This window comes from Aestuariimicrobium sp. Y1814 (assembly GCF_050113895.1).
Classification (GTDB): Bacteria; Actinomycetota; Actinomycetes; order Propionibacteriales; family Propionibacteriaceae; genus Aestuariimicrobium.
On record NZ_JBNJRW010000001.1, the window covers coordinates 331,967 to 357,473 of the forward strand.

General features: G+C 69.0%; 22 protein-coding genes. 10 read left to right on the plus strand and 12 right to left on the minus strand.

Features of this window, described 5'->3' with window-relative positions; genetic code table 11:
• Nucleotides 1–22: 22 nt before the first annotated feature.
• Complete coding sequence (locus tag ACQE3C_RS01660; protein ID WP_434537452.1) at nt 23–517, plus strand: beta-class carbonic anhydrase; 495 nt, start codon at nt 23–25, stop codon at nt 515–517.
• A gap of 15 nt (nt 518–532) precedes the next feature.
• Here ACQE3C_RS01660 and ACQE3C_RS01665 read toward each other — a convergent pair whose 3' ends face one another.
• The 3 genes from ACQE3C_RS01665 to ACQE3C_RS01675 form a co-directional block, all read right to left on the minus strand.
• Complete coding sequence (locus ACQE3C_RS01665) at nt 533–1,261, minus strand: PIG-L deacetylase family protein (RefSeq protein ID WP_434537453.1); 729 nt, start codon at nt 1,259–1,261, stop codon at nt 533–535.
• Nucleotides 1,262–1,316: 55 nt separating this feature from the next.
• Nucleotides 1,317–2,651 carry an MFS transporter gene (locus tag ACQE3C_RS01670; protein WP_434537454.1) on the minus strand — a complete coding sequence of 445 codons (1,335 nt, stop codon included), beginning with the start codon at nt 2,649–2,651 and terminating at the stop codon, nt 1,317–1,319.
• A 62-nt stretch (nt 2,652–2,713) separates the two neighbouring features.
• On the minus strand, nt 2,714–4,783 hold the full coding sequence (locus tag ACQE3C_RS01675; RefSeq protein ID WP_434537455.1) for a DNA gyrase/topoisomerase IV subunit B: 2,070 nt from the start codon (nt 4,781–4,783) through the stop codon (nt 2,714–2,716).
• 80 nt (nt 4,784–4,863) lie between these two features.
• On the opposite strand from ACQE3C_RS01675, the gene ACQE3C_RS01680 reads away from it, so the two are divergent.
• On the plus strand, nt 4,864–5,394 hold the full coding sequence (locus ACQE3C_RS01680) for a GNAT family N-acetyltransferase (protein WP_434537456.1): 531 nt from the start codon (nt 4,864–4,866) through the stop codon (nt 5,392–5,394).
• 58 nt (nt 5,395–5,452) lie between these two features.
• Here the strand turns inward: ACQE3C_RS01680 and ACQE3C_RS01685 are convergent, their stop codons facing one another.
• Nucleotides 5,453–5,650 carry a DUF7455 domain-containing protein gene (locus tag ACQE3C_RS01685; RefSeq protein WP_434537457.1) on the minus strand — a complete coding sequence of 66 codons (198 nt, stop codon included), beginning with the start codon at nt 5,648–5,650 and terminating at the stop codon, nt 5,453–5,455.
• 215 nt (nt 5,651–5,865) lie between these two features.
• Entirely contained in the window at nt 5,866–7,335 is a 1,470-nt protein-coding gene (locus ACQE3C_RS01690; protein ID WP_434537572.1) for an RNA polymerase sigma factor, read from the minus strand.
• Between the two features lie 102 nt (nt 7,336–7,437).
• Here ACQE3C_RS01690 and ACQE3C_RS01695 point away from each other — a divergent pair, with 102 nt between their 5' ends.
• A complete protein-coding gene (locus ACQE3C_RS01695) occupies nt 7,438–9,627 on the plus strand; it encodes a S9 family peptidase (RefSeq protein WP_434537458.1) in 2,190 nt (729 codons plus the stop codon).
• A gap of 106 nt (nt 9,628–9,733) precedes the next feature.
• Nucleotides 9,734–10,660 carry a sigma-70 family RNA polymerase sigma factor gene (locus tag ACQE3C_RS01700; RefSeq protein WP_434537459.1) on the plus strand — a complete coding sequence of 309 codons (927 nt, stop codon included), beginning with the start codon at nt 9,734–9,736 and terminating at the stop codon, nt 10,658–10,660.
• Nucleotides 10,661–10,699: 39 nt separating this feature from the next.
• Here ACQE3C_RS01700 and ACQE3C_RS01705 read toward each other — a convergent pair whose 3' ends face one another.
• From ACQE3C_RS01705 to ACQE3C_RS01735, 7 genes are all read right to left on the minus strand, one after another.
• The gene (locus tag ACQE3C_RS01705) at nt 10,700–11,560 is read right to left on the minus strand and encodes an acyl-CoA thioesterase (protein WP_434537460.1); all 861 of its coding nucleotides are present in this window, start codon (nt 11,558–11,560) and stop codon (nt 10,700–10,702) included.
• A gap of 28 nt (nt 11,561–11,588) precedes the next feature.
• Nucleotides 11,589–12,842: a glycosyltransferase gene (locus ACQE3C_RS01710; RefSeq protein ID WP_434537461.1), complete on the minus strand. Its 1,254-nt coding sequence runs from the start codon at nt 12,840–12,842 to the stop codon at nt 11,589–11,591.
• 96 nt (nt 12,843–12,938) lie between these two features.
• Nucleotides 12,939–16,781: an ATP-dependent RNA helicase HrpA gene (gene hrpA / locus ACQE3C_RS01715; RefSeq protein WP_434537462.1), complete on the minus strand. Its 3,843-nt coding sequence runs from the start codon at nt 16,779–16,781 to the stop codon at nt 12,939–12,941.
• 19 nt (nt 16,782–16,800) lie between these two features.
• Entirely contained in the window at nt 16,801–17,694 is an 894-nt protein-coding gene (locus ACQE3C_RS01720) for a universal stress protein (RefSeq protein WP_434537463.1), read from the minus strand.
• Entirely contained in the window at nt 17,691–18,128 is a 438-nt protein-coding gene (locus ACQE3C_RS01725; RefSeq protein ID WP_434537464.1) for a pyridoxamine 5'-phosphate oxidase family protein, read from the minus strand. The genes ACQE3C_RS01720 and ACQE3C_RS01725 overlap by 4 nt, the downstream gene beginning before the upstream one ends.
• Before the next feature lie 72 nt (nt 18,129–18,200).
• Nucleotides 18,201–19,130, minus strand: coding sequence for a T3SS (YopN, CesT) and YbjN peptide-binding chaperone 1 (locus ACQE3C_RS01730; protein ID WP_434537465.1), 930 nt, complete (start codon nt 19,128–19,130; stop codon nt 18,201–18,203).
• Nucleotides 19,131–19,235: 105 nt separating this feature from the next.
• Entirely contained in the window at nt 19,236–20,168 is a 933-nt protein-coding gene (locus tag ACQE3C_RS01735; RefSeq protein ID WP_434537466.1) for an AEC family transporter, read from the minus strand.
• A 96-nt stretch (nt 20,169–20,264) separates the two neighbouring features.
• On the opposite strand from ACQE3C_RS01735, the gene ACQE3C_RS01740 reads away from it, so the two are divergent.
• The 6 genes from ACQE3C_RS01740 (at nt 20,265) to ACQE3C_RS01765 (ending at nt 25,450) form a co-directional block, all read left to right on the plus strand.
• Nucleotides 20,265–20,747 (plus strand): DedA family protein, encoded by a 483-nt coding sequence (locus ACQE3C_RS01740; protein WP_434537467.1) that lies wholly within the window; start codon nt 20,265–20,267, stop codon nt 20,745–20,747.
• A gap of 50 nt (nt 20,748–20,797) precedes the next feature.
• Complete coding sequence (locus tag ACQE3C_RS01745) at nt 20,798–21,757, plus strand: LacI family DNA-binding transcriptional regulator (RefSeq protein WP_434537468.1); 960 nt, start codon at nt 20,798–20,800, stop codon at nt 21,755–21,757.
• 129 nt (nt 21,758–21,886) lie between these two features.
• Nucleotides 21,887–23,032: a Gfo/Idh/MocA family protein gene (locus ACQE3C_RS01750; RefSeq protein WP_434537469.1), complete on the plus strand. Its 1,146-nt coding sequence runs from the start codon at nt 21,887–21,889 to the stop codon at nt 23,030–23,032.
• On the plus strand, nt 23,029–24,183 hold the full coding sequence (locus tag ACQE3C_RS01755) for a dihydrodipicolinate synthase family protein (protein WP_434537470.1): 1,155 nt from the start codon (nt 23,029–23,031) through the stop codon (nt 24,181–24,183). The genes ACQE3C_RS01750 and ACQE3C_RS01755 overlap by 4 nt, the downstream gene beginning before the upstream one ends.
• Entirely contained in the window at nt 24,180–25,028 is an 849-nt protein-coding gene (locus tag ACQE3C_RS01760) for a sugar phosphate isomerase/epimerase family protein (RefSeq protein WP_434537471.1), read from the plus strand. The genes ACQE3C_RS01755 and ACQE3C_RS01760 overlap by 4 nt, the downstream gene beginning before the upstream one ends.
• A gap of 104 nt (nt 25,029–25,132) precedes the next feature.
• Nucleotides 25,133–25,450, plus strand: a complete 318-nt coding sequence (locus ACQE3C_RS01765; protein WP_434537472.1) for a DUF2853 family protein — start codon at nt 25,133–25,135, stop codon at nt 25,448–25,450.
• The last annotated feature ends 57 nt before the right edge of the window (nt 25,451–25,507 follow it).

The following is a 25,507-nucleotide window of genomic DNA, read 5'->3' on the forward strand; positions in this document are numbered from 1 at the left end:
ACACCGGGTCTAGGGTGGGCGCATGGGCAATTTTGATGATCTCCTGACGCGCAACCAGAGCTATGCGCAGACCTTCCAGGAGGGTGGCTTCGACGGTGTGGCCCACTCCGGCGTCCTCGTCCTGACCTGCATGGACTCCAGGATCGAGCCGCTGCGCATGCTGGGGCTGAACCTCGGTGACGCCAAGATCCTGCGCACCCCCGGTGGCCGCGCCACCCCGGACGCGACGGTCGGCTGCATCCTCGGGGTGCACCTGCTGAACGTCAACCGGATCATGGTGGTGCCGCACACCCGCTGCGCGATGGCCTCGGGGTCGGACCAGCAGATCGCCGAGTCGATCCTGGAGCGCGACGGCACCGACATCCGCGGCATGGTGCTGGGTGCGACCACCGACCAGCTGTCGGCGCTGACCCACGACGTGCGCACCCTGCGCAGCCACCCGCTGATCACGGGCCTGGCCGAGGTGGGCGGGTTCATGTACGACGTCGACACCGGGCTACTCGACGAAGTCGTCTGAGGCCGGACGAGGGAGTCAGTCGCCGATCAGTTGGTAGGCGCGCAGCGCCACGCCGTACTCGACTCCCCCGGCGGCCCCGCCCTGGCGCAGCATCTCGGGAATGAACTCGGCCGGTGCCGGGTGCCCGGGAATGGCGGCGAGGTATTCCCGGTGGCAGTTCAGGGAGGCGACCGAGGCATCGACGTCGACCTGGTCCACCGGCACCACGTGGGTGGGTTCGACTCCGGAGACCAGCAGCCAGCGGGTGCCCCACTTGGGCAGGTTCTCCTCGGTGGCCAGGTCACGGAAGACCCAGGTGTTGTCGGCGTCACGGACCGCGTCGAGGGTCGCCAGGCCGGCGACCCGGTGGTCGGCCTGGTTGAGTCCCCACTGCACTTCGGCTGCCCAGGTCATGGTCACCACTGCATCGGGACGCACCTCACGGATGCGGCGGGCGATGTCCTTGCGCAGGGCCAGGTGGTCGTTGAGCATCCCGTCGGGGTGGTTGAGGATGACCAGGTCCTCCACGCCCACGGTGTCACAGGCGGCGCGCTGTTCGGCCGCACGCAGCGGACCCACCTCTTCGGGTGGGATCTGCATGCCCGCCTCACCGCTGGTCAGCAGCAGGTAGGACACGCTGATGCCGGAACGCACCCAGCGGTTCACCGCAGCTGACAACCCGTACTCGGCGTCGTCGGGATGGGCCACCACGACCAGCACGGACGTGATCTGGTCTTCGGGCAGCGCGGGCAGGAACTCAGTCATGCCGCCAGCCTTTGCCGAACCGTTCTGGGGGTGCAGGGGGTCATCCCCCGCAGAGCTACATGCTGCCGTGCTCGTCGTGCTCCTTGACGAACATCATGGCGATCCAGCCGGCGAACAGCACCACGACGATCCCGAGGATGCCCCAGTACTGGGTGTTGCTCTGGCCGGTGACCAGGGCGCCGAGCCCGATCGCGAGGCCGAACATCGCCGGCGACAGGAACGAGACCACTCGCCCGGTGGTGGCGTAGAGGCCGAACAGCTCACCGGTGCGTCCCTCGGGGATCAGCCGGGCCAGGAAGCTGCGGCTGGCCGACTGCGCCGGCCCGACGAACAGGCACATGGCCAGGCCGAGCACCCAGAAGGTGGTGGTGCCGCCGTCGTGCAGGAAGAAGATGCCCAGGCCCAGCAGGCTCAGCGATGCCAGGGACACCAGGATCACCCGGCGCGGACCGACCCAGTCGTCCAGCAGCCCGAACGCGATGGTCGACAACCCGGCGACGATGTTGGCCGCCGCACCGAAGATGATCACGTCGCCGGCCGAGAACCCGAAGGTGCCGGCCGCGATCACCGCGCCGAACGCGAACACACCGGCGAGCCCGTCACGGAACAGCGCCGAGGCCAGCAGGAACCAGAACGTCTGGCGGCGTTCCCGCCACAGCCGGGCGATGGTGCCGCCGAGCAGCTGGTAGCTCTCGACGATGCCGACCTTGGGCCGGTTGGCCTGGGCGGGCTTGTCGCGCAGCATCAGGAAGGTGGGGATGGTGAAGACCAGCGTCCACACCCCGCACACGATCATCGAGTAGCGAATGTCGAGGCCGTTGTCGAGGTTCCCCGGCGCGATGAACACGAAGTAGATCAGCAGCAGCACCAGGATGCCGCCGAGGTAGCCCATCCCCCAGCCCAAGCCGGACACCCGACCGATGTTCCTGGTGGTCGCCACCTGGTCGATGGTCGAGTTGTAGTTCACCCCGGCCAGTTCGGAGATGATCGACCCGACCCCGAGCATGATCAGCCCCGGCCACAGGAACTCCGGCGACGGTGCGATGAAGAACAACGCTGCCGAGATCGCGGCCAGCAGCCAGGTCTGCCAGCGCAGGTGGAAGACGCTTCGTCCGTTGCGGTCGGCCGACTGGCCCAGCACCGGTGCCAGCAGGGCCACCACGATGCCGGCCAGAGCCGTCGACAGCGACAGCGACTGGGAGGTGTGGTTCGTCTCACCGAAGGAACTGCTGGTCAGGTACACCGCGAACACGAAGGTGGTGATGACGGTGTTGAAGGGCTGGGTCCCCCAGTCCCACATCGCCCACGCCAGGATGCTGCGCGGTGAGGAGGGTGGTGCGGCCTCCAGTGCCGTGACCGTGGCCAGTTCATTCTCAGAGGTGGTGCTCACCCCAGCAATCTAGGGCCTGGCGAGCTGGTTGCCGGGTTAACACCACATGACATCATCGCGGCTCAGGCGTCGATGGTCTCCGCGTCGATGGCGTAGGCGCCGTCGATGATGAACTCCTTGCGGGGGGCCACCTCATTGCCCATCAGCATCTCGAAGACCCGTTCGGCCTCTTCGGCCTCGTCGACGGTGATCCGGCGCAGGGTGCGGTGCTGGGGGTCCATGGTGGTTTCCTTCAGCTGGCTCGCGTCCATCTCACCCAGGCCCTTGTAGCGCTGCGGCTCCTTGAAGTTCTGGCCCTTCTTGGTCAGCTCGGCCAGCTTCCGCTGGTACTCCGCTTCGGAGTAGGTGTAGATGTACTTGTCATACCCACGCTTGGGGTTGACCAGTTCGAAGCGGTGCAGCGGCGGCACCGCCGAGTACACCCGACCGGCCTCGACCATGGGCCGCATGTACTTGAAGAACAGTGTGGCCAGCAGGCAACGGATGTGGGCGCCGTCGGAGTCGGCGTCGGCCATGAAGATGATCTTGCCGTAGCGGGTGGCGTCGAGGTCGAAGCTGCGCCCCGACCCGCCACCGACGACCTGGATGATGCTGGCGCACTCGGCGTTCTTGAGCATGTCGGCCACCGAGGCCTTCTGCACGTTGAGGATCTTCCCGCGGATCGGCAGCAGCGCCTGGAACTCGGAGTTGCGGGCCACGTTGGCGGTGCCGAGGGCCGAGTCACCCTCGACGATGAACAGTTCGGTCCGGTCGGTGTCGGTGCTGCGGCAGTCCTTCAGCTTGGGCGGCAACGAGGATGATTCCAGCGCGGTCTTGCGGCGCTGGTTCTCCTTGTGGATGCGGGCCGCGACCCGGGCCCGTGAGGCGTTGGCCACCTTCTCCATCACGGTGCGGGCCTGCGCCTTGGACTTGTTGGCGGTCAGCCAGCTGCTCATCTCGGATTCCACCGCACGGGCCACCAGCCGCCGCACGGGCGGGGTGCCGAGCACTTCCTTGGTCTGGCCCTCGAACTGGGGTTCGGCCAGCCGTACCGTCACCACGCTGGTGAGGCCCTCGAGGATGTCCTCCTTGACGATCTCCTCACCGGCCTTCAGGATGCGGCTGTTGCCGAGTGCCTGGGTGAAGGCCTTGGTCAGGCCCTGCTCGAAGCCGCTGACATGGGTGCCGCCCTTGGGGGTGGCGACGACGTTGACGAACGACCGCTCGACCGTGTCGTAGGAGTTGGTCCAGCACAGGGCCACGTCGATCTCGACGACCCGGTCGACGTCGGTGGGGGTCATCGCCCCATTGTCATCGAGCATCGGCACGGTCTCGGTGAACTCGCCGCTGCCCTGCAGTCGCAGCACGTCGCTGACCTGTTCGCCAGGGGCGAGGTAGTCGCAGAACTCACTGATGCCGCCGTCGTGCTGGAAGGCCTCGCTGATCTCCTCACCGTGGCGGTGGTCGTTGATCTCCAGCCGCAACCCGGGGACGAGGAAGCTGGTCTGCCGAGCCCGGTTGACCAGGTGGTCCCAGGACAGCTGGGCATCCTTGAGGAAGATCTGGCGGTCGGGCCAGTACCGCACCCGGGTGCCGGTGAGGCCCCGCTTGACCTTGCCGACCTCACGCAACCCGCTCGCCGGGGTGAAGGGGGCATCGGGGCCGTCGCCGTCAAAGACCCCCGGCACACCGCGACGGAAGCTGATCGCATAGGTCTTGGAGTTGCGGTCCACCTCGACGTCGAGGCGCGAACTGAGCGCATTGACCACCGACGCGCCCACGCCGTGCAGGCCACCGGTGGCGTTGTAGGTGCCCGAGCCGAACTTGCCACCGGCATGCAGCTTGGTGAACACGACCTCGACGCCCGACAGGCCGGTGCGGGGTTCCTTGTCGACCGGAATGCCGCGGGCCACGTCGGCCACGACGATGGACCCGTCCTGGCGCAGGTCGACGGTGATCCGGTCACCGAAGCCGCCCAGCGCCTCGTCCACGGCGTTGTCGATGATCTCCCACAGGCAGTGCATCAGGCCCTTGGTGTCGGTGGAGCCGATGTACATGGCGGGGCGTTTGCGCACGGCTTCCAGGCCTTCGAGCACCAACAGGTGCTTGGCCTCGTAGTCGCGTCCGGCGTGCTGGGGGTGATTCTGAGCCACCCCGAGATGATAGCCGCGACCACCGACACGACCTGGTCAGGCTCGCGGCGGGCCGACGGGGCTCCCGTTACGCTGCTGGCATGAGACCCCTGAGTGGACGATTCCGGATCAAGCAGGCCGCCGCCGAGGAACTGCTGCCCGCGGCCCGGGTGATGGCCAGGGCCTGGCGGGAGAGTTTCCCCTTCAGCGACGAGGTCTTCGACCGGCAGGACCAGCTGGTCGGTGCGTCGGCGAGGCGCTGGGACGAGGCCAACCGCCGGGGCGGCTACTTCTGGGTGGTGGTCGACAGCCAGGCTGAGGTCGAGGACGAACGGCTCGTCGGGCTGGCCCATTCGCGGGTCAGCGACGACGCCGACGCGCCGACCCCGCTGGAGTTGCACCTGTTCTACCTGCTGGACGTGGCCAAGGGTTCCGGCATTGCCGACCGGCTGCTCGAGATGGCGATCGGCGACGCACCGGCCCACCTGTGGGTGCTGGAGGGCAACCAGCGGGCGATCGGCTTCTACGAGCGGCACGGTTTCGCCGCCGATGGTGGACGCCGCCGGCTGCCCGATGACCTGGGTGCCCGGTCGAACATCCGGATGGTGCGGGGCACCACCGAACAGGCCTGAGGATGTGACAGGGCCCCCGGCATTCAGCCGGGGGCCCTGGTGCTGCTATCGCCTTCGGTCAGTCCAGGCGAGCGGTCTCGTCCTGGATCGTCAACGCGACCTGCTGGAGCTTGTCGTGGTGGGCCCGGCCGTGGTGGGCGCAGAACAGCAGCTGTCCGCCGCTGTTGAGGGTGACGCGCAGGTAGGCCTGGGCACCACAACGATCGCACCGGTTGGATGCGTCGAGGGTGGTCTCTTCGACAGTTGCAGAACTCATCGGTGGCCTCTCCTTCTCAAGGTTGATCACTGGGTACCAACGCCTGGACGGCGAGGTTTGTTCCAGAACCTGCAGTGGGTACATCACCCGCGCCGGGGTGTCGTCCTGCCCCCACCGTAGGCGATGGGTTCAAGTGACGGGGGCAACACCGCGCGACTGTCACACAATCGTCGCGCAACGACGGGTCACGCCGCCCCGGGTGGGGCCCAGGCGTGTCAGTCGAGGTAGTCCCTGAGGACCTGCGAACGAGACGGGTGGCGCAGCTTCGACATGGTCTTCGACTCGATCTGGCGGATCCGCTCACGGGTGACGCCGTAGACCTTGCCGATTTCGTCGAGGGTCTTGGGCTGGCCGTCGGTCAGGCCGAACCGCATGCTGACCACGCCGGCCTCACGGTCGGAGAGGGTGTCGAGCACGTCGTGCAACTGCTCCTGCAGCAGGGTGAAGTTCACCGCATCGGCCGGGACGATCGCCTCGGAGTCCTCGATCAGGTCACCGAACTCGGAGTCGCCGTCCTCACCCAGCGGGGTGTGCAGCGAGATCGGTTCGCGGCCGTACTTCTGGACCTCGACGACCTTCTCGGGGGTCATGTCGAGTTCCTTGGCCAGTTCCTCGGGGGTGGGTTCACGACCGAGGTCCTGCAGCATCTGGCGCTGCACGCGTGCCAGCTTGTTGATGACCTCGACCATGTGCACGGGAATGCGGATGGTGCGGGCCTGGTCGGCCATGGCGCGGGTGATGGCCTGCTTGATCCACCAGGTCGCGTAGGTCGAGAACTTGTAGCCCTTGGTGTAGTCGAACTTCTCCACCGCACGGATCAGGCCCAGGTTGCCCTCCTGGATGAGGTCCAGGAACAACATGCCGCGGCCGGTGTAGCGCTTGGCCAGCGAGACGACCAGGCGCAGGTTCGCCTCCAGCAGGTGATTCTTGGCCTTGCGGCCGTCCTCGGCGATCCACTCGAAGTCGTCGAGGTCGACCGGCTTGATGTTCACGGTCGCGTCGCTGAGCTGCTCGTCGGCGAACAGGCCGGCCTCAATGCGCTTGGCCAGGTCGACCTCCTGCTCGGCGTTCAGCAGGGCGACCTTGCCGATCTGCTTCAGGTAGTCCTTGACCGGGTCGGCGGTGGCGCCGGCGGCGGTCACCTGCACCTCGGGTTCGTCGGTGTCGTCGGCCTCGTTCATCACGAAGCCTTCCTTGGTCAACTCCTTCTCATCCTTCGCCGCCTCCTCGGGGGTGAAGTCGGCGTCGTCAACCTCGTCCAGGCGCGCCTTGGCGTCCTTCTTCTTGCCACCGACAGTGATCACCAGGTCATCGCCGTCGAGTTCGACGTCAGCCTCGATCTCCACCTGCTGCAAGGTTTCGGCGACGGTCAGCTCGCTCACCGGCACCTCGTCGACCTCGGCCGCCTTCTTGGCGGTCGTCTTCTTCGGGGTGGACTTCGCGGTGGTCTTCTTCGCAGGGGTCGTTTTGGTGGCGGCCTTCTTGGCGGGGGCCTTCGCCGGGGGCTCGGTGGTAGCCGCAGTTGCCTTGGTCGCAGTTGCCTTCGTCGTCGCCGGCTTCCGGGTGCGAGTGGTCTTCTTGGCGCCGTCGGGCTGCTCAGCGGTGGTCGGGTTGTCGCCGGTGGAACGCGCGGTCACAAGGCACCTCTCGATGAAGAATCCAGAATCAGGGCATGGCCAAGCCAGTGGTTGTCAATGCCTCCGCACCATTCTGCCACGCACCTCCAACAGTGAACAACGCCAGCGCAGACAGGGCGCGTCGCCACCGGCATCGATAGGCTGGCGCGCATGTCCCACACCCCCACCCCGTCCGGCCCACCCGTCGCGGCCCGTCGACCCCACGAGCGCACTCACCACGGCGATGTCGTCATCGACAACTACGAGTGGCTGCGGGACAAGCAGGACCCTGAGGTGATCAGCCACCTCGAGGCCGAGAACGCCTGGGCCGAGGCCCGGACCGCCCACCTCGAAGACCTGCGCAACGACCTGTTCAACGACTACAAGGCGCGCACCCAGGAGACCGACCTGAGCGTGCCCACCTGGGAAACGCACACCGACGGTGCCGCCTACTGGTACTACTCACGCACCGTCGAGGGCAAGGACTACCCGATCTGGTGCCGGGTGCCGGCCACCCACCGCGACAACGTGCCCGACCTGACCACCGGCGCCCCGCTGGACGGTGAGCAGGTGCTGCTCGACGGCAACCTCGAGGCCGAGGGCAAGCAGTTCTTCTCCCTCGGTGCGCTGGAGGTCTCCCCCAACGGTCACCTGCTGATGTGGGCCACCGACAATGCCGGCGACGAACGCTACGACGTGTCGATCCGCGACCTGGCCACCGGCGACACCTACCCCGCGCAGACCGGCATCGCCGGCAACATCACCTGGGCCGGCGACGAGGTGCTGTTCTACACCCGGGTCGACGAGGCTTGGCGCCCCCACCAGGTGTGGCGCCACACTCTGCGCACCGACCTCGAGCAGGACGAACTGGTCTTCCAGGAGGACGACGAGCGGTTCTGGATGTGGGTCTCGACCAGCCGCGACCGCGCCTGGGTGGTCATCCACCTCGGCACCAAGCTGACCGGCGAGGTGCACCTGCTGCCGGCCGCCGACCCCACCGCCGCCCCGCGGGTCGTCTCACCCCGCCACGAGGGACTCGACTACGACGTCGAGGCCACCGCCGACCGGCTCTGGATCGTCCACAACGCCACCTTCGAGGACTTCGAGGTCGCCACCGTGGCGCTCGGCCCGCTCCCGGACGACCCGGCCACGCCACTGGCCCCGTCCCAGACCTGGCAGTCGGTGCTCACCCCGCCGCCGGGGACCCGCTTCAGCGAGGTGGACGCCTACGCCAGCCACCTGGTCGTCTCCGGACGGCACGACGGCCTGCCGGCCGTCTGGCTCGCCGAGGTCGACGACGTCGCCGGTGCCACCCCGCTGGGCTTCGACGAGCCGGTGCACGAGGTGTCGGCCCAGTCGGAGTCGGACTACGACACCGACCGGGTGCGGCTGTCGTTCACCTCACTGGTGACCCCACCGCAGGTGCGTGAGGTCGGCTTCAGCGACCGGCAGCAGCGGGTGCTCAAGCAGACCCCCGTGCTCGACCACCCCGTGCACGGGCCCTACCGTAGCGAGGACTACGTCCAGGAGCGGCTGTGGGCCACCGCCACGGACGGTACCCGCATCCCGCTGAGCATGGTGCGCCGTGCCGACACCCCCACCGACGGCAGCGCCCCGCTGGTGCTCTACGGCTATGGCTCCTACGAGATCTCGATCCCCGCCCGGTTCAGCACCCAGCGCCTCAGCCTGCTCGACCACGGCATCATCTACGTCATCGCCCACATCCGTGGGGGCGGTGAACTCGGCCGCGCCTGGTACGACCAGGGCAAGATGACCAACAAGCGCACCACCTTCACCGACTTCATCGATGCCGGCCAGTGGCTGGTCGACCAGGGCTGGACCCGCCCCGACCGGATGGCCGCAATCGGCGGTAGCGCCGGTGGACTGCTGATGGGCGCGGTGGCGAACATGGCGCCGGACCTGTTCTGCGCGATCCACGCCGCGGTCCCCTTCGTCGATGCGCTGACCACCATCCTCAACCCCGACCTGCCGCTCACGGTCACCGAGTGGGAGGAATGGGGCGACCCGCTGCACGACCCCGAGGTGTACCGCTACATGGCCGGCTACACCCCGTACGAGAACATCGCCCCGGTCGCCTACCCGGCGATCCTGGCCACCACCGGCCTCAACGACACCCGGGTGTACTACGTCGAACCCGCCAAGTGGGTGGCCCGGCTGCGGGCCGAGGCACAGCTGAGCCCCAATCGTCCGGTGTTGCTGCGCACGGAAATGGTCGCCGGGCACGCCGGGGTGACCGGCCGCTACGACAAGTGGCGCGAACAGGCCTGGGAAATGGCCTGGCTGGTGGACCGACTCACCGGCAGCGGGCAGGTCTCAGGGTCGGGTACGACCACGGTCTGACCCATTTTGCGCTGATGGCATACTGGAGGGCCCAAATGGGCCGGCGGTGAATCTTTCCGCTCCCCCCGTGCGTTGAGCCATGTGAAGGACGCACGAGAGGGAGTTCATGGAAACCAAGCAGCGTGTTCGCTCCAGTGATGGCATTGAGGGCAAGGACTCGGTCGGTCTGTACCTGGAGTCCATCGCCAAGACGGCTCTGTTGACCGCGGAGCAGGAAGTTGAGCTGGCCAAGCGCATCGAGGCTGGCGTATATGCACGGGGGATCCTTGACGGCGCCGTCAAGAGCAAGGTCAAGGCCACCCGTGAAGAACTCGAATGGCTCGCCGCCGACGGTGAGCAGGCCATGCAGCACTTCATCCGCGCCAACCTGCGCCTGGTGGTGTCGGTGGCGCGCAAGTACCACCGTTCACCGATGCCGATGCTGGACCTGGTCCAGGAGGGCAACACCGGCCTGATCCGCGCCGTCGAGAAGTTCGACTACGCCAAGGGCTTCAAGTTCTCGACCTACGCCACCTGGTGGGTCCGCCAGGCGATCAGCCGTGGCATCGCCCAGCAGGGCCGCATCGTCCGTCTGCCGGTGCATGTGGCCGAGCAGGTCAACCAGGTCTCCGCGGCCCGCCGCAACCTTGAGCGACTGCTGGGCCGTGAACCCAGCGTCGAGGAACTGGCGAAGGAACTCGAGCTCGACACCGACCGGGTCATCGAGCTCATCCGCTACTCGCGTGAGCACATCAGCCTCGACGCGCCGGTCGACGACGACGGGGACACCTCGCTCGGTGACCTGATCGCCAAGGACGTCACCCCCGGCCCGGACGAACTGGTCCTGGACGCCGAGGACCGTGGCCTGCTCGACGGCATGCTGTCCGACCTGGACGAGCGTTCCGCCGACGTGGTCCGCCGCCGCTACGGGCTGGTCGACGGGCGCCAGGCCAAGCTCGCCGACATCGGTGCCGTCTGGGGCATCACCGCCGAGCGTGTCCGCCAGATCGAACGCAGCGCACTGGCCCAGCTGAGGGTCACCACCGCCGCCTGAGCCGCCGTCACCCCGGCAGTACTGATCCGCCTGAGCCCGCTATGGGGCCAGGCGGATCAGTCCTTCCTGGCTCACCGAGGCGCTGAGCCGACCACCCTGGAACAGTCGGCCGTTCGAGAACCCCAGCCCGTTCGAGGCCGTCGGGGAGATCTGGTCGTGCAGCAGCCACCGGTCGGCCCGCAGGTCACGGTGGAACCACATGGCGTGGTCCAACGAGGCCGCCTGCACCTTCGGGGACAGGATGCTGACCGGGTGCGGCACCGCGGCCGCGCTGAGGATCGTCAGGTCGCTGAGGTAGGCGGCCAGGGCCGTGTGCAGCCGGGGGTCGTCCGGCAGGTCCTCGATGGTGCGGGCCCATACCCGCAGGTGGGCGGCATGGGCGCCGGAAGCAATGTCACCCTGCGAATCACCGACGAACCGCACGTCAAGCCCGCGCCAGGTGATCCACTGGCTCGCCTGCGGGCCGATCCGGTCTCTCAGCACCTCCCCCAGTCCCGGGCAGTCGTCGGGGTCGGGCACGCCGGCCGGAATCGGGTCGGCGTGTTCGAGGCCCGGTTCGTCGAGGTGGTAGCTGGCATTCAGCGTGAACAGCAGCACATCGGCCTGGTAGGCGGTGACGCGGCGCTGGGAGAAGGTGTTGCCGTCGCGGGTCAGTTCCACCCGGTAGTCGATCGGCAGCGCATTGCTGCCGGGACGCAGGAAGTAGGCGTGCATCGAGTGGCAGCGCCGCTCCGGCCCGAGGGTGTGTGCGGCGGCCATCAACGCCTGGGCCATCACCTGGCCACCGAAGGTGCGCTGGTGCTCCCAGGGGGTCCCGACGTGCAGCTGGGGGCCGCGGAAGGTGGTCGCCTCGACCTGGTCGAGGGTGAGCAGGCGCAGCAGCGAGGTTGGTTCGGTCACCCGGACTACTGTGCCACCTGCGCGGCGTTCATCCCCACATCCGTTCCACCACGTCGACGGCTCGGGAGACGCCGTCCTCGGCGCGCACCTGTTCACCCAGCACCCGGGCCCGGCGCTGCATGACCGCGTTCTGGCGCAAGGTCCGCAGGGCATGGGCGAGCTTGGCAGCGGTGAGTTTGTGCAGGTGCACCGGGGCCGGGCCGACGCCGAGCTGCTGGACGCGGCGACCGAAGTAGGGCTGGTCGGCCATGTGCGGCACGATCCACTGCGGCACCCCGGCTCGCAGCGCGGTGCCGGTGGTGCCCGACCCGCCGTGGTGGACGACCCCGGCGGTGCGGGGGAACAACCAGTCGAAGGGGGCCTCGTCGATGACGCAGATGTTGTCGGGCACCTCGTGGGGCTGCCAGTCGCGCCACCGGAACCGGACCACGGCCCGCTCACCGGTGTCGTCCAGTGCACGGCAGAGCATGGCCCACAGCTCCTGGGGTCGCGAGCTCGGCATCGACCCGAAGCCGATGTAGAACGGTGCCGGTGAGGTCTCCAGGAAGGTGCGCAGCCGCTCGGGAGGGATGTAGTCGTCCGGCGCCGGCACGTGCCAGTAGCCGGTGACGTCGACCAGCCCACGCCAGTCGTCCGGTTGGGGGATCACCTGCGGGCTGACCCCCACCAGCGTGGGGGTGGCCCGGGACATCTGCAGGTAGCCGCGGTAGGTGCCTCGCGGCACGTCGAGCCTGGCCCGGATCACGTCCCCACCGGGTTTGACGAGCTGGAACAGGGCTGCCTCGAACAGCAGCGAGGCGTACAGGTTGATCCGGCTCTCGCGCCGGCTGAGCGGCGGGTACAGCAGTGCCCTGCCCGACGCGGTGGGGGTCATCGGCGCCATCAGTCCGCGGATGTGTTTCAGGCCCAGGTGGGTGGCCGCCGAGAGCGCCGATTCGTAGGTGAGCATCCCGCTGATCAGCGCGTCGGCGTTGCCGACGATGCGTTCCAGCCCCTCGGCCGCAACCGGGGCCATCTCGGACATGACGCGGTTGAGGTGGCGCCCTTCGCGGTGGGGGCCGATGCTGTGTTCGACCCACTCGCGGCTGGTGTCGGCGTTGAAGGCGGCGGCCATGTCGATGAAGAACGGCTGGTAGGTGAGCCCTCGATCGGTCACCAACCGTGCCAGGTCGGTCGAGGCCGCGATCGACACATCGTGGCCGGCCCGTTGCAGTCCCTGGCCGAGTGCAACGAAGGGCTCGACGTCGCCGCGAGTACCCCACGCCAGCAAGCTGATGCGCATGCTGGCAATCTAGTCGCCTGCCGGCGCCGGACACGTCGTTTGCGCGGCCGAGTTGCCCCGAGATTTCCCCCAGTTCACGCTGCGGGCACCCGCAGTTCAGCCCAGCCGGGCGATGGCTGCCCGCACCCGCTTGGCCGAGATGGGCACCGAGGCCTTCAGCTGCTGGGCGAACAGGCTGATCCGCAGTTCCTCCAGCAGGAAGGCCACCTCTTCGACCTCGACAGGCAGCCGTCCGGGCGGTTGGGCCGCGCACAGGTCGGCGTAGTCGGCCTCCAGCTCGTCGATGACCTCCTGCTGCTGGGCATCCCGGGCGGGGTTGCTGCGCCAGGCGTTCACTCGGACGACCATGCCCTGGACGTAGCGCGGCAGGTGGCCGAACCAGGGGTCGGGGGTGGCTGAGATGAAATTGGTGAAGACCAGGTTGTCGAGCTGCTGGCTGATGTCCTGCGCGATGACCTGGTCGGCGGGTACCTGATCGAGGCCCTGCAGCACCTCGAGGCGCTGGGTCAGCACCTTCGCGGTGGTCGAAACCACCTGCCGCATCCGGTCGGCCTGGCCCTGCCGCACGGCCAGTTCCAGCGAGCGGTAGGCCTGTTCGTCGCGGACCCCGGACAGGTCGGGGTCGAGCTGGCGGGCCAGGGAGTCGACGGCCTTGAGCCGGGCATCGGCCAGCAGGGCCGGCACGCTCGGGTAGGGGCTGTGGGCCAGCGACACCTTCTCGACGTTGCTGAGGTGGGCGACTACCCAGTTGGTGGGGTCGGGGTTGGTCAGCACCAGCAGGCGGCGCACCCCGGCCGCGTGGGAGGCCTGCTGGGCCCGGGGGCTGTCGAGGACGACCTGGCCGACGCTGCTGGTTTCGTCGACCAGCGCCGGGTAGCCGACCGCGGTGTTTCCGCCGCGGCCGAGGTCGGCGCGGGTCTCGACCCGGCCGAAGGTCCAGTCGGTGGCGCCGGTGACCCGCTGCCGGCGGGCCGCCCTGGTGAGCACCTGGGACACCTTGGTGGCCAGCACCTGCCGCAGGCCGGTGAAGTCCTTGGTGGCCTCCTTCGGGGCCCCGGGCCCGGTGACCTGGAAGGACACCCGCAGGTGCGCCGGCACCGATTCCAGTGACCAGTCCCCCGGTTCGACGTGGTGCCCGGTGAGCGCCCGCAATGCCCGGCCCAGCTCGTCGGCGAAGCGCCGGGTGTGGTCGGCGTCGTTGTCGCGCAGCCAGTCCAGGGCGGCGCGGGCATGGTCGGGGGCGGGGATGAAGTTCGTCCGCACCCGCTTCGGCAGGCCCCTGATCAGTTCGGCGGCCAGTTCTCGTCGCAGCCCCGGCACCTGCCAGCTGAAGGGTTCCGCGGTGAGCTGGTTGAGCTGTTCCAGCGGGATGGTGACCGTCACCCCGTCATGGCCCGACCCGGGGTCGAAGACATAGCTGACCGGCAGGTCCAGCCCGTTGACCTGCCACTGGTCGGGGAAGGCGTCCGCATCGGGCCCGGAGGCCTCGTCGCGGATCATGTCGTCCATGGACAGGTCGAGCAGGTGGGGCTGGTCGAGGCGGCGCCACCACTTGTCGAAGGTGGACCCGCTGACCACCTCGGAGCCGAGGCGCCGGTCGTAGAACTCGTAGATGGTCTGGTCGTCAACCAGCAGGTCTCGGCGGCGGGTGCGTTCCTCGAGCTTCTCGGCCTCTGCGCGCACCTCGGCGTTGTGGGCGAAGAACTGGTGGCGCGTCTGCCAGCCGCCCTCGACCAGCGCGGAGCGGATGAAGATCTCCCGGGCTGCGACCGGGTCGATCCCGGAGTAGTCGACGCGGCGGTCAGCGATGATCGGCACCCCGTAGAGGCTGACCTTCTCGTAGGCGACCACGCTGGCAGAACTGGACGACCAGTGCGGCTCGGAGTGACTCCGCTTGAGGGCGTGGGCCCCGACCTGTTCGATCCACTCGGGTTCGACCTCGGCCACCGTGCGGGCCCACAGCCGGGTGGTTTCGACCAGTTCGACCGCCATCACCAGCGGCGGGTTGACCCGGGCGAGTGCCGAGCCGGGGTTGATCGCGAACCGGGCCCCGCGGGCACCAAGGTACTCCCGTGGCCCACGCCTGGGTTTGCCGCCGGCGGCGGGCTTGCCCCGGGTGCTGGGTTCACGGACGTCGAGCAGCCCGATGTGGGACAGCAACCCGGACGCGACCGCCGTCAGCACCGCCGAGGTGGGGGCCGGGGTGCGGTTGGGGCGCCACTTCAGTTCCCGACCGATCTCGCGCAGCTGGGCGGCCAGGTCCTCCCATTCGCGCACCCGCAGGAAGTTGATGAACTCGTCGCGGCACAGCCGCCGGAACGCGTTGCCGGACAGGGCGGCCCGCCGATCAGTGAGGTAGTGCCACAGTCTGACCAGGGCCATGATGTCGCCGCCTTCGGCGGGTGTGGGCCGGTTCTCCTGCGGGCGGGTGTTGGTGTGGGCGGTGTGCCGCAGCGGCTTGCCGTCGGGGCCGACGGTGCCGGCGGCACTGGCCTGGTCGGGTGCCTCGGTGTGGAACCGGGCGTGCAGGGCGTCGGCCTGTTCGCGCTTTTCGGCGGGGCGTTCACGGACATCGGGGATGGCCAGGGCCGCGACCACCACCTGTACCTCACGCAGCGCGTCGAGGCGTTGCCCCTCGACCAGCATGCGGGCCAGCCGCGGGTCGACCGGGATGCGGGCCAGCTGCTGGCCGACCCTGGTCAGTCGGGGGTTGTTGCGGTGGCCGGGTTGCAGGGCGCCGAGTTCCTCCAGCAGTTTGATGCCGTCGCTGACCTGGGAGGAGTCGGGGGCCTCGACGAAGGGGAAACCGCTGATCGCCCCGAGCCGGGCCTGGGCCATCTGCAGGATCACCGAGGCCAGGTTGGTGCGCAGGATTTCCGGTTCGGTGAACTCCGGGCGGGCCTGGAAGTCCTCCTCGGAGTAGAGCCGGATGCAGATGCCCGGGGCGACGCGGCCGCATCGTCCGGCCCGCTGGTTCGCCGAAGCCTGCGAAACCGGTTCAATGGGCAGGCGCTGCACCTTGGTGCGCGCCGAGTAGCGCGAGATGCGGGCGGTGCCGACATCGACCACGTAGCGGATGCCGGGGACGGTCAAGGAGGTCTCGGCCACGTTGGTGGCCAGCACGATGCGCCTGCCGTGGTGCTGTTGGAAGATGCGGTTCTGCTCGGCGGCCGAAAGCCGGGCGAACAATGGCAGCACTTCGACATCGGGCAGCGACAGGTCGGACAATGCCTCGGCGGCGTCACGGATCTCACGCTCACCGGACAGGAAGACCAGGATGTCCCCGGGGCCTTCGGCGAGCAGGTCACCGACGGCGTTGAGGATGCCGGTGTTCTGGTCGGGGTCGTCCTCGTCCAGCGGTTGGTAGCGGATCTCGACGGGGTAGGTGCGCCCGGAGACCTCGACGATGGGGGCATCGTCGAAATGGGCGCTGAACCGGGCGGTGTCAATGGTGGCCGAGGTGATGACCAGTTTCAGGTCGGGGCGCCGGGGCAGCAGCTGCTTGAGGTAGCCGAGCAGGAAGTCGATGTTGAGGCTGCGTTCGTGGGCCTCGTCGATGATGATGGTGTCGTAGCGGCGCAGGTCACGGTCGCTGGTGATGGCGGCCAGCAGCACACCGTCGGTCATCACCGTCAGTTGGGTGTCGCTGGTGGCCTTGCGGGTGAACCGCACCTGGTAACCGACCTGGTCACCGAGTGCCACGCCCATCTCTTCGGCGATGCGTTCGGCGACGGTGCGCGCGGCGATGCGCCGCGGCTGGGTGTGCGCGATGCGTTGGCGGCCCAGTTGCAGGGCGATCTTGGGCAGCTGGGTGGTCTTGCCGGAGCCGGTCTCACCGGCCACGACCACCACCTGGTGTCGTGTCAGCAGGTCGGCGATGTCGTCGACGTGCGCCGTGATCGGCAGTGCCTCGTCGAAGGTGATCCTGGGTTCGTTCATCGCCGACCCAGCGTAGCCGTCAGCGCACCACCATCAGTGGGGACTCGGCGTGCGCCAGCACCGCGCGGGTCATGCCGCCCAGGGCGAACCCGAGGACGGTGGGGGCCCGCATGCCCAGCACCAGCAGGTCGACCTCGCGGCTGAGCGAGACGAGCCGGTCGACGGGGTCACCGGCCTCGACGACGACCTCGACCTCGAGGTCGGGGTCCTCCCCGACGACGCCGGTGACCAGTTCGGTGATCGCGGTGCGGGCCTCGGACAGCAGTTCCCGTTCGGCGTCGGCGGTCAGCTGGTAGCCACCGAACATGCCGACCGGGACGGCGGGCTGGATGTGGGTGACGACCAGCTTGGCCCCACGGATGCGGGCCTCCGCCACCGCCTCGGCCAGGGTGTGCTGGCTGTGGCCCTCACCGTCGACCCCCACGGCGACGACCTTGCGGCCGCCGGTCTCGTCCGGGTTGACCGCGGCGGAGATGACCACCAGTGGGCAGTGCGCGACCGCTGCCAGGGAGGCCGAGGTCGAGCCGACGAACATGCGTTCCAGGCCCCCGAGCCGGCGGCGGCCGACGACCAGCCGGTCGGCGGTCTCGCTGGCCTCCGACAGGACGGCGGTGGGGTTGCCGATCAGGACCTCGCTGGTGATCCGGTCCTCGGGCAGGCCCAGGTCGACCGCGCGAGCACGGGCCGCGACCAGGGTCTGCTGGCCGGCGCGTTCCATCGCCTCGATGTCCTGGATGGCGCCCCAGGCCCCGGCCATCACGGCCGCGTCGACAGCGTGGATGAGGTGCACGGTGCCGCCCACGATCAGCGCACCGCGGGTGGCGTACTCGACGGCACGCAGGCCGTCAGGTGACCCGTCCACCCCGGCAACGTGCCTTCCGGTATGCGGTCGACGGTCAGACTTCTTCGTCATCGGTCCTCCTCGGGGCGAGACACTGCTCTACCGGTCAATCTAGTGGGTGCGATGACCAGCACGTGGTGGCGCGGCCCATCTGCCCACGGGATGATGGAGTCCCCCAACGGCGGGGCACCCTGCTCGAGCCGGCCGCGCACCAGCACGCTCCACGCCACCCCCGTCTCGGGGTCGATGTCGTCGACTTCGAAGGCCACCTGCTGCCCGACGGCGCCGGCGAGCATTGAGGTCGACCGGGTGCGAATGACGACCAGGTCGCTGGTCCACTCGTAGCTGACCGGGTGGATGGTCAGTTCGGCGGCGGTGAAGGCCACTCGTCCGATGACGGCGTCATGCAGCAGGTCGCGGCACTCGGCCTCGTCGAGCACGGTGATCTCGCCGCCCAACACACCGCTGGAGCGGACCTCCCCGTCGTCAGTGGCCACCATCGGCATGCCGTTCCTCCCTGCCTCGCTACGAACTCGGGCAAGTCTAGCCACGACCCCCCTGCGCGGCGCGGCGCCTGGTCAGCCCTCGAAAGTGGTGCGGCCACGCAGTTTGGCGGCCAGGAGGTCGTCCATCTCGTCGGCGATGCGGCTGATCGCCCGCAGTCCCTGCAGCAGGTGGGCCGGGACGAAGGGGTGCGCGAGCAGTGACATGGTGACGAAGACCCGGTCACGGAACAGCGCGAACCGGCCGTACTTGGCCTCGATGTTGAGGTCGTTGAGGACCTCCACCGCCCGGGAGCGGCCCTCGATGTCGTGGACCATCACCGAGAACAGCACGACCTCGTCGGCGGCCGGTGTGGTGCGGACGAAGACCAGTGACGAGCCGACCCGGATGGTGATGTCCCCGTCGGCGTCGCGCAGCGGGGCGTGGCCGAACAGGTCGGTCAGCTCGGCGGTGACCAGTTCGTCGAGGTGCTGCTTGTCGCGCGGCATCACCGCGGTGAGGTCCTCGGCGTCGAACTCCGGCCGACTGACCGGCTCGGGTTGCGGCTTCGGGGCTTCGGGGCGCAGGATCTCGGCCAGCTGGTCGGGGGCGAGGAAGACGGGGTGCTGGACCCCGTAGACGGTCCACAGGGTGCTGGTGGCCAGCACGGCGATCAGGTCGCTGCGTTCCTGAGGCACCACCTTGGAGAAGTTGGCGCTGGGCTGCGCGCCGATGGTGTGCGGTGACTCCCAGCCGGCGCGTTCCATCTCGGTGAGCTGGGTGCCGGTGAGCTGGAACCCGTCACCCAGGGAGGCGTTGCTGGCGGCCTCGACCAGGATCATGTCGGGGTCGCCCTCGATGTGGGTGAACCGGATGAACGGGGCGGGGTCGTCGCTGGCCGACAGGGTGCCGATGGTCAGCGAGCCGCCGTCGTCGATCACCGAAACCACCTCGGCCAGCCGCTCGGCGAAGGTCTCCCAGGCGGTGGCGATGCTGCGGTCAATGTCCAGCTCGGAACTCTCCACGGTTCCCCTTTCCCGTTCACCTGACACCCGCCAACCTAACAACAGGGTGCCGCCTCGACAACGACGCACCACAACCAGCTCAGGAACAACCGGACGATCGTGGGCTCAGCCGTGCACCAGGGCGGCGATGACACCGATGGTGAGGATCGAGCTGACGGTGGTGATGAACACCACATCACGGGCCAGGGCCAATGCCCTGCCGTAGCGTGCGGCCCACACGAACACGTTCTGGGCGGTCGGCAGGCCGGCGATGACGACCACCGCGAGCGTGGTGGTCGCATCCAGGCCGAGCAGGTGCGCGAGCAGCCACGCCACCAGCGGGTGGACGACCAGCTTGATGACCGAGGCCAGGGCTGTCGGGCGCCCGACTCCCCCGCGTCCGGGCAGCGGGCCCAGCCGCAACGAGATGCCGAAGGCGACCAGCATCGCGGGCACCGACATGTCGGCGAGCAGGCTGACCGGGCTGGTGAGCCACGCCGGCAACGTCCAGCCCAGCAGGTTCACCGCGAGCCCGGCCAGGGTGCCGATGGTCATCGGGTTGCGCAGCGGCAGGGTCAGGTTGCCCAGCCACGACACCTGGCGGCCCTCGTCCTTGGCCTGGTCGAGGTCGAGCACGCTCAGCGCGATGGGTTGGACGATGGCGACCTGGAACAGCAGCAGTGGCGCCAGCCAGGTCACGTCATTGAGCACGAACACCGCGATCGGGATGCCGAGGTTCGCGGCGTTCACGTAGGAGGCGCCCATCGCGCCGACCACCAGTTCGGAGCGGGTCGGGCGCAGCCACAGCCGCGCGATGAGCAGGTACAGCCCGCAGGCGATCAGGGTCGCCAGCACGGTCACGACGAGGTTGCCCGAGAAGACCCGGCCCACGTCGGCCTCGGCGACCATGAGGAACAGCAGCGCCGGTGAGGCGATGAAGAAGGCGACCTTCGCCAGTACGTCCTGGGCGGTCAGGGTGAGGATGCGCAGGTGGGCGGCCAACCAGCCCGCGCCGATCACGACCCATATCGTCGCAAAGCCGCTGAGCACCCCGGTCACCGAGTCAGCATAGGATGTGGGGCAGGCCTCCCGGCCGCGCTGGTCCGGTGTGGACGGCCGCGGTGAGGGACCGGCCCGGGAACAGGAAGAGTGGATGTGAATCCGTACAGCTGGAACGCGCCGTGGTTCATCGTGGCCTGCGGCCTGTTCGTGATCGTGATGCTGCGGGCCAACGGCACCTACTGGTTGGGCCGCGGGATCTCCGCGGGCACCTCGCGCACCAAGTACGCCTCGCTGCTGGATTCCGCGGGCTACCACCGCGCCCAGTCCTGGTTGGATCGCTGGGGTGCCCCCGTGGTGAGTGCCTGCTTCCTGATGGTCGGCGTGCAGACCTTGGTGCTGCTGGCCGCCGGTGTGGGCCGGATGTCCATGAGGCGTTTCATGCCGGCGGTGGTGCTCGGCTGTATCCTGTGGGCCCTGCTGTATTCCACGATCGGCTTCGTCGGGATCTCGGCCGTGATGGCCCTGTACGCCTACTCCCCCGTGTTGACCTGGCTGCTCGGTGCGCTGGCCGTGGCCGGGCTGACCGCCTACATCCTCGTCCGGGTGCGCCAGCGGCGCCGGGAAAAGCTGGCCTGATCTGCATGGATTCTTCTCAGCCTCCTTCGGGCGCCGCGACCCTGACCGATGTGGCGCGACGGGCCGGGGTGTCGTTGGCGACGGCCTCCCGCGTGCTGAACGGCAGCTCGCGCACCGTGGGCGCCCGACTTGCCGAACGGGTCCACGCGGCCGCCGATGAGCTGTCCTACTCTCCCCACGGCCCGGCGCAGGCGATGGCCCGGGGGCACACCATGTCGATCGGCATGCTGGCCCCCGACATCGCCGACCCGTACTTCACCCAGTTGTCCGCCGGAGCCACCGAGGCGGCGGGACTGCGCTCCATGATGCTGAGCGTGGCCGTGCACCACGCCGATGCGGCCCGTGAACTGCAGCAGGTGCGCTCCTTCCGCGCGCAGCGGGTGCGGGGGTTGATGATCGCCGGGTCGCGCCCCGCCGGTGAGGACCCCGGTCCGCTGCTGCGTGCCCTGGGTGAGTTGCCCGCCGTGGTGGTGGGCCCCCCGGTCGGGGACCTGCCGGTGATCGGCTTCGCCAACCGCGAGGGGGCCGCCGACCTGGCCCGGGCCCTGCTGCAGGTGGGCTACCAGCGCTTCGTCATCCTGGCCGGTCCGGTGGAGCACACCACCTCGGTGGAGCGCACCGAAGGTTTCACCGCGGTGCTGGACGATGCCGCGGCGCCGTATGTCGTCCAGCGTGCCGCGTTCAGCCGCGACGGTGGGCACCAGGCCATGGTCGACGCCCTGGCTGCTGCGAGGGGCGGGGCCACCTGCGTGTTCGCGGTGACCGACATGATGGCGCTGGGTGCCATGACCGCGCTGCACGAGCACGGCGTCGAGGCCGGCCGTGACGTCGGCGTGGCCGGGTTCAACGACCTGCCGGTCCTGGCCGACCTGCGCCCGGGACTGTCCACCGTGCGACTGCCGTTGCGGGAGGCCGGGCAGGCTGCCATCGAGGCACTGCTGGGCGGTGACCTGCCGGCCGAACCCTTCCGCGGCGAGGTCGTGCTGCGGGCCAGCACCCCCGGCTGCTGAACTCTCCTACCGGCCTCCTGACGCATCACCACTGAGCGAACGCGCACACCTGTGGTCGCGCGCTTGCCTGCCTCGTGGCTCCTGTTGCTACGCTGGGAATACGCTTTCCCGACGATTACAGGAGACCTCGTGGAATCCATCGGCATCATCATGAACGGCGTCACCGGGCGCATGGGCTATCGCCAGCATCTGGTGCGTTCCATCCTGGCCATCCGCGACCAGGGCGGGGTCGAACTGCCCGATGGCCGCAAGGTGCAGGTCGACCCGATCCTGGTGGGGCGCAACGAGGCCAAGCTCGCCGAGATCGCCGCGCGCCATGGGCTCGAGAAGTACTCCACCGACCTCGACCAGGTGCTGGCCGACCCGGCCTACGCCATCTACTTCGATGCGCAGCTGACCTCGGTCCGTGAGGACGCGCTGCGCCGGGCGATTGCCGCCGGCAAGCACATCTACACCGAGAAGCCGACCGCGGAGAACTCCGAAGTCGCCCTCGAGCTGGCCCGGCTGGCCACCGCTGCCGGGGTGAAGAACGGGGTCGTCCACGACAAGCTGTACCTGCCCGGGCTGCGCAAGCTCGAGCGGCTGCTGCGCGGCGGGTTCTTCGGCCAGGTGCTCAGTGTGCGCGGCGAGTTCGGCTACTGGGTCTTCGAGGGTGACTGGCAGCCGGCGCAGCGCCCGAGTTGGAACTACCGTGCCGAGGACGGCGGCGGCATCGTGATGGACATGTTCGCCCACTGGAACTACCTGCTGGAGAACCTGTTCGGCCAGGTCGAATCGGTCTACACCCGGGCAGTGACGCACATCCCGACCCGCGTCGACGAACGGGGCGCCACCTACCAGGCCACCGCCGATGATGCCGCCTACGCCATCTTCGAACTCGCCGGCGGCGTGATGGTCAGCCTCAATTCGTCGTGGACCACCCGGGTCAACCGCGACGAACTGGTGGAGTTCCACGTCGACGGGACCCACGGCAGCGCGGTGGCCGGGCTGCACCGGTGCCGCATCCAACCTCGCGCGGCGACCCCGAAGCCGGTATGGAACCCCGACCTGGTCGAGTCGATCCCCTTCCGTGAGCAGTGGCAGGAGATGCCTGACAACGAGGTCTTCGACAACGGCTTCAAGGCCCAGTGGGAACAGTTCCTGCTGCATGTGCTGGCCGACGGCCCCAACGACTACGACCTGCTTGCCGGCGCCCGCGGGGTCCGACTGGCCGAAGCCGGGTTGGAGTCCTCGGCCACCGGGCGGCGCATCGAGCTGACGGAGTTGTCGCTGTGAGCCTGCACCTGCCCCATCGCGACGGGACGCTGGTCCCGTTCAGCTTCACCGGCACCCCGGCCTGGCGCCGACCGGCTGCCGGGTTCAGCAGCCGGATCGCCTTCGCCGCCGCCCACGTCATCCCACGGGTCACCGCGGAGAATGTGCCCGGCCAGCCCGCCGACATCGACTGGGACGCCACCCTGGGCTTCCGCCACCACCTGTGGTCGCACGGGTTCGGAGTGGCCGAGGCGATGGACACCGCCCAGCGTGGCATGGGCCTGGATTGGGCTGCCTGCGAGCAGCTCATCCGGCGCTCCAGCGCCGAGGCGCTGGCCGGTGGGCACCGGATCGCCACCGGTGTGGGCACCGACCACCTGCCGGCCCGGGTCGGCCTGGTCGAGGTCATCGAGGGCTACCTGACCCAACTCGAGGTCACCCTGGACGCCGGGGCGCAGCCGATCATCATGGCCTCACGCCACCTGGCTGCGTCCGCCACCGGTCCCGATGACTACCTGCGGGCCTACGAGCGGGTGCTGGCCGCCGCCGACCGCCCGGTCATCTTGCACTGGTTGGGTGAGATGTTCGACCCCGCCCTGGCCGGCTACTGGGGGTCGGTCGACCTGGCGCAGGCCACCACCACCTTCGTGGGCCTGGTCCGGGCCCACGCCGAGCGCATCGACGGTGTCAAAGTCTCCCTGCTGGACGCCGACCACGAGATCGCGCTGCGCCGGGCACTGCCCGAGGGTGTGCGGCTCTACACCGGCGACGACTTCAACTACGCCGATCTCATCCGGGGCGACGGCGAGCACCATTCCGATGCCCTGCTGGGTGCCTTCGCCGCGATCACCGGCCCGGCATCGGCGGCGCTGCAGGCGCTCGACGGCGGTGACCTGGAGGGCTACGACCGGCTGATGGCGCCCACGGTGCCGCTGAGCCGGCACCTGTTCCGGGCGCCGACGTTCCACTACAAGACCGGTATCGCCTTCCTGACCTGGCTGACCGGCCACCAGCCGGGATTCACCATGGTCAACGGCCAGCACGCGGGGCGCAGCATCGTCGATCTTGCCGAGACCGCCCGCCTGGCCGATGCTGCCGGGCTGGTGCACGATGTCGAGTTGGCCGAGCGTCGGCTGGGTGCGCTGCTGACCGTGGCGGGGGTGGACCAGTGAGCACCGTGCTGCCCGCTGCGAGCCGCCTGTCGCTCAACCAGAAAACCGTGAATGCACTCGGCCTGGTCGAGGCCGTCGAGCTGTGCAAGCGCCACGACATCGAATCCATCGGGCTGTGGCGTGAACCGGTGGCTGAACTCGGACTGGAAACCGCCGTCGACCTCGTCCGACGTGCGGGCCTGCGGGTCTCGTCATTGTGCCGCGGCGGCTGGTTCACCACCACCGGTGAGGCCTTCACCGAGGCATTGGCCGAGAACCGTCAAGCGGTGGACGAGGCCGCGGCGCTGGGCGCGGACTGCCTCTGCCTGGTGGTCGGGGGCCTGCCGCCCGGGTCGAAGGACCTGCTCGGTGCCCGCCACCAGGTCGCGCGGGCACTGGACGAGCTGGTGCCCTACGCGGCCGAACGTGGGGTCATGTTCGCACTGGAGCCGATGCACCCCATCTTCGCGGCCGACCGCGGGGTGCTCTCGACCCTGGCCCAGGCACTCGACCTGGCCCGGGACTACCCCGCCGAGACGGTCGGGGTGATGGTCGACACCTACCACGTGTGGTGGGACCCGGCGCTGGCCGACCAGGTCGCCCGGGCAGGCGCCGAGGGCCGCATCGCCTCGTACCAGGTGTGCGACTGGGTGCTGCCGCTGGCTGCCGACGCCCTGCTGTCCCGTGGTCAGCCCGGGGACGGGTTCATCGACTTCCCGGCGATCACCCGGCTGGTGAGCGAGGCCGGCTACCGGGGTGACGTGGAGGTGGAGATCTTCAACGCCGCGGTGTGGGCGGCCGACCCCGATGACACCGTGACCACGATGCGCCGGCGCTTCCAGGAGCTGGTGGCGCCGAACCTGTGAACCGAGCACCCGGGGGTCTGGTCCCCGGCCCGGTGTCGTGCGTATTCTTGCCTCACGCAAGGGGGCGCACGGTTCGGTTGTCCCCCACCACCGAAGGGTACGACATGGCCGATCACGCCGCCGCCATCAAGAAGTACGCCCCGCAGGCCGACGAGGCAGCCGTCGCCGGCCTGCTGCGCATCTACGCCCTGGTGCTCTCAAAGCCGGACGCCTCGATCGTTGCCCTGAGCGACGAGGGTGAACGCGACACCGTGAAGAAGAACTTCCTCAAGAAGAAGCTGGGCCTGACCAATGAGGACGAGTGGGATGCGGCCCTCGACGAGATCGCCGCAACCATGAAGGGCGATCGCCACAAGTCGCGGGCGGCCGTCTACTACCTGCTCGCCGAGAAGTACGGCAAGCTCGACGTCTTCATCCGCTGACCCCGCCCGGGTCCTGCCCCGCTGGACTCCCCCAACGACAACGGTCCCGCCACCCGG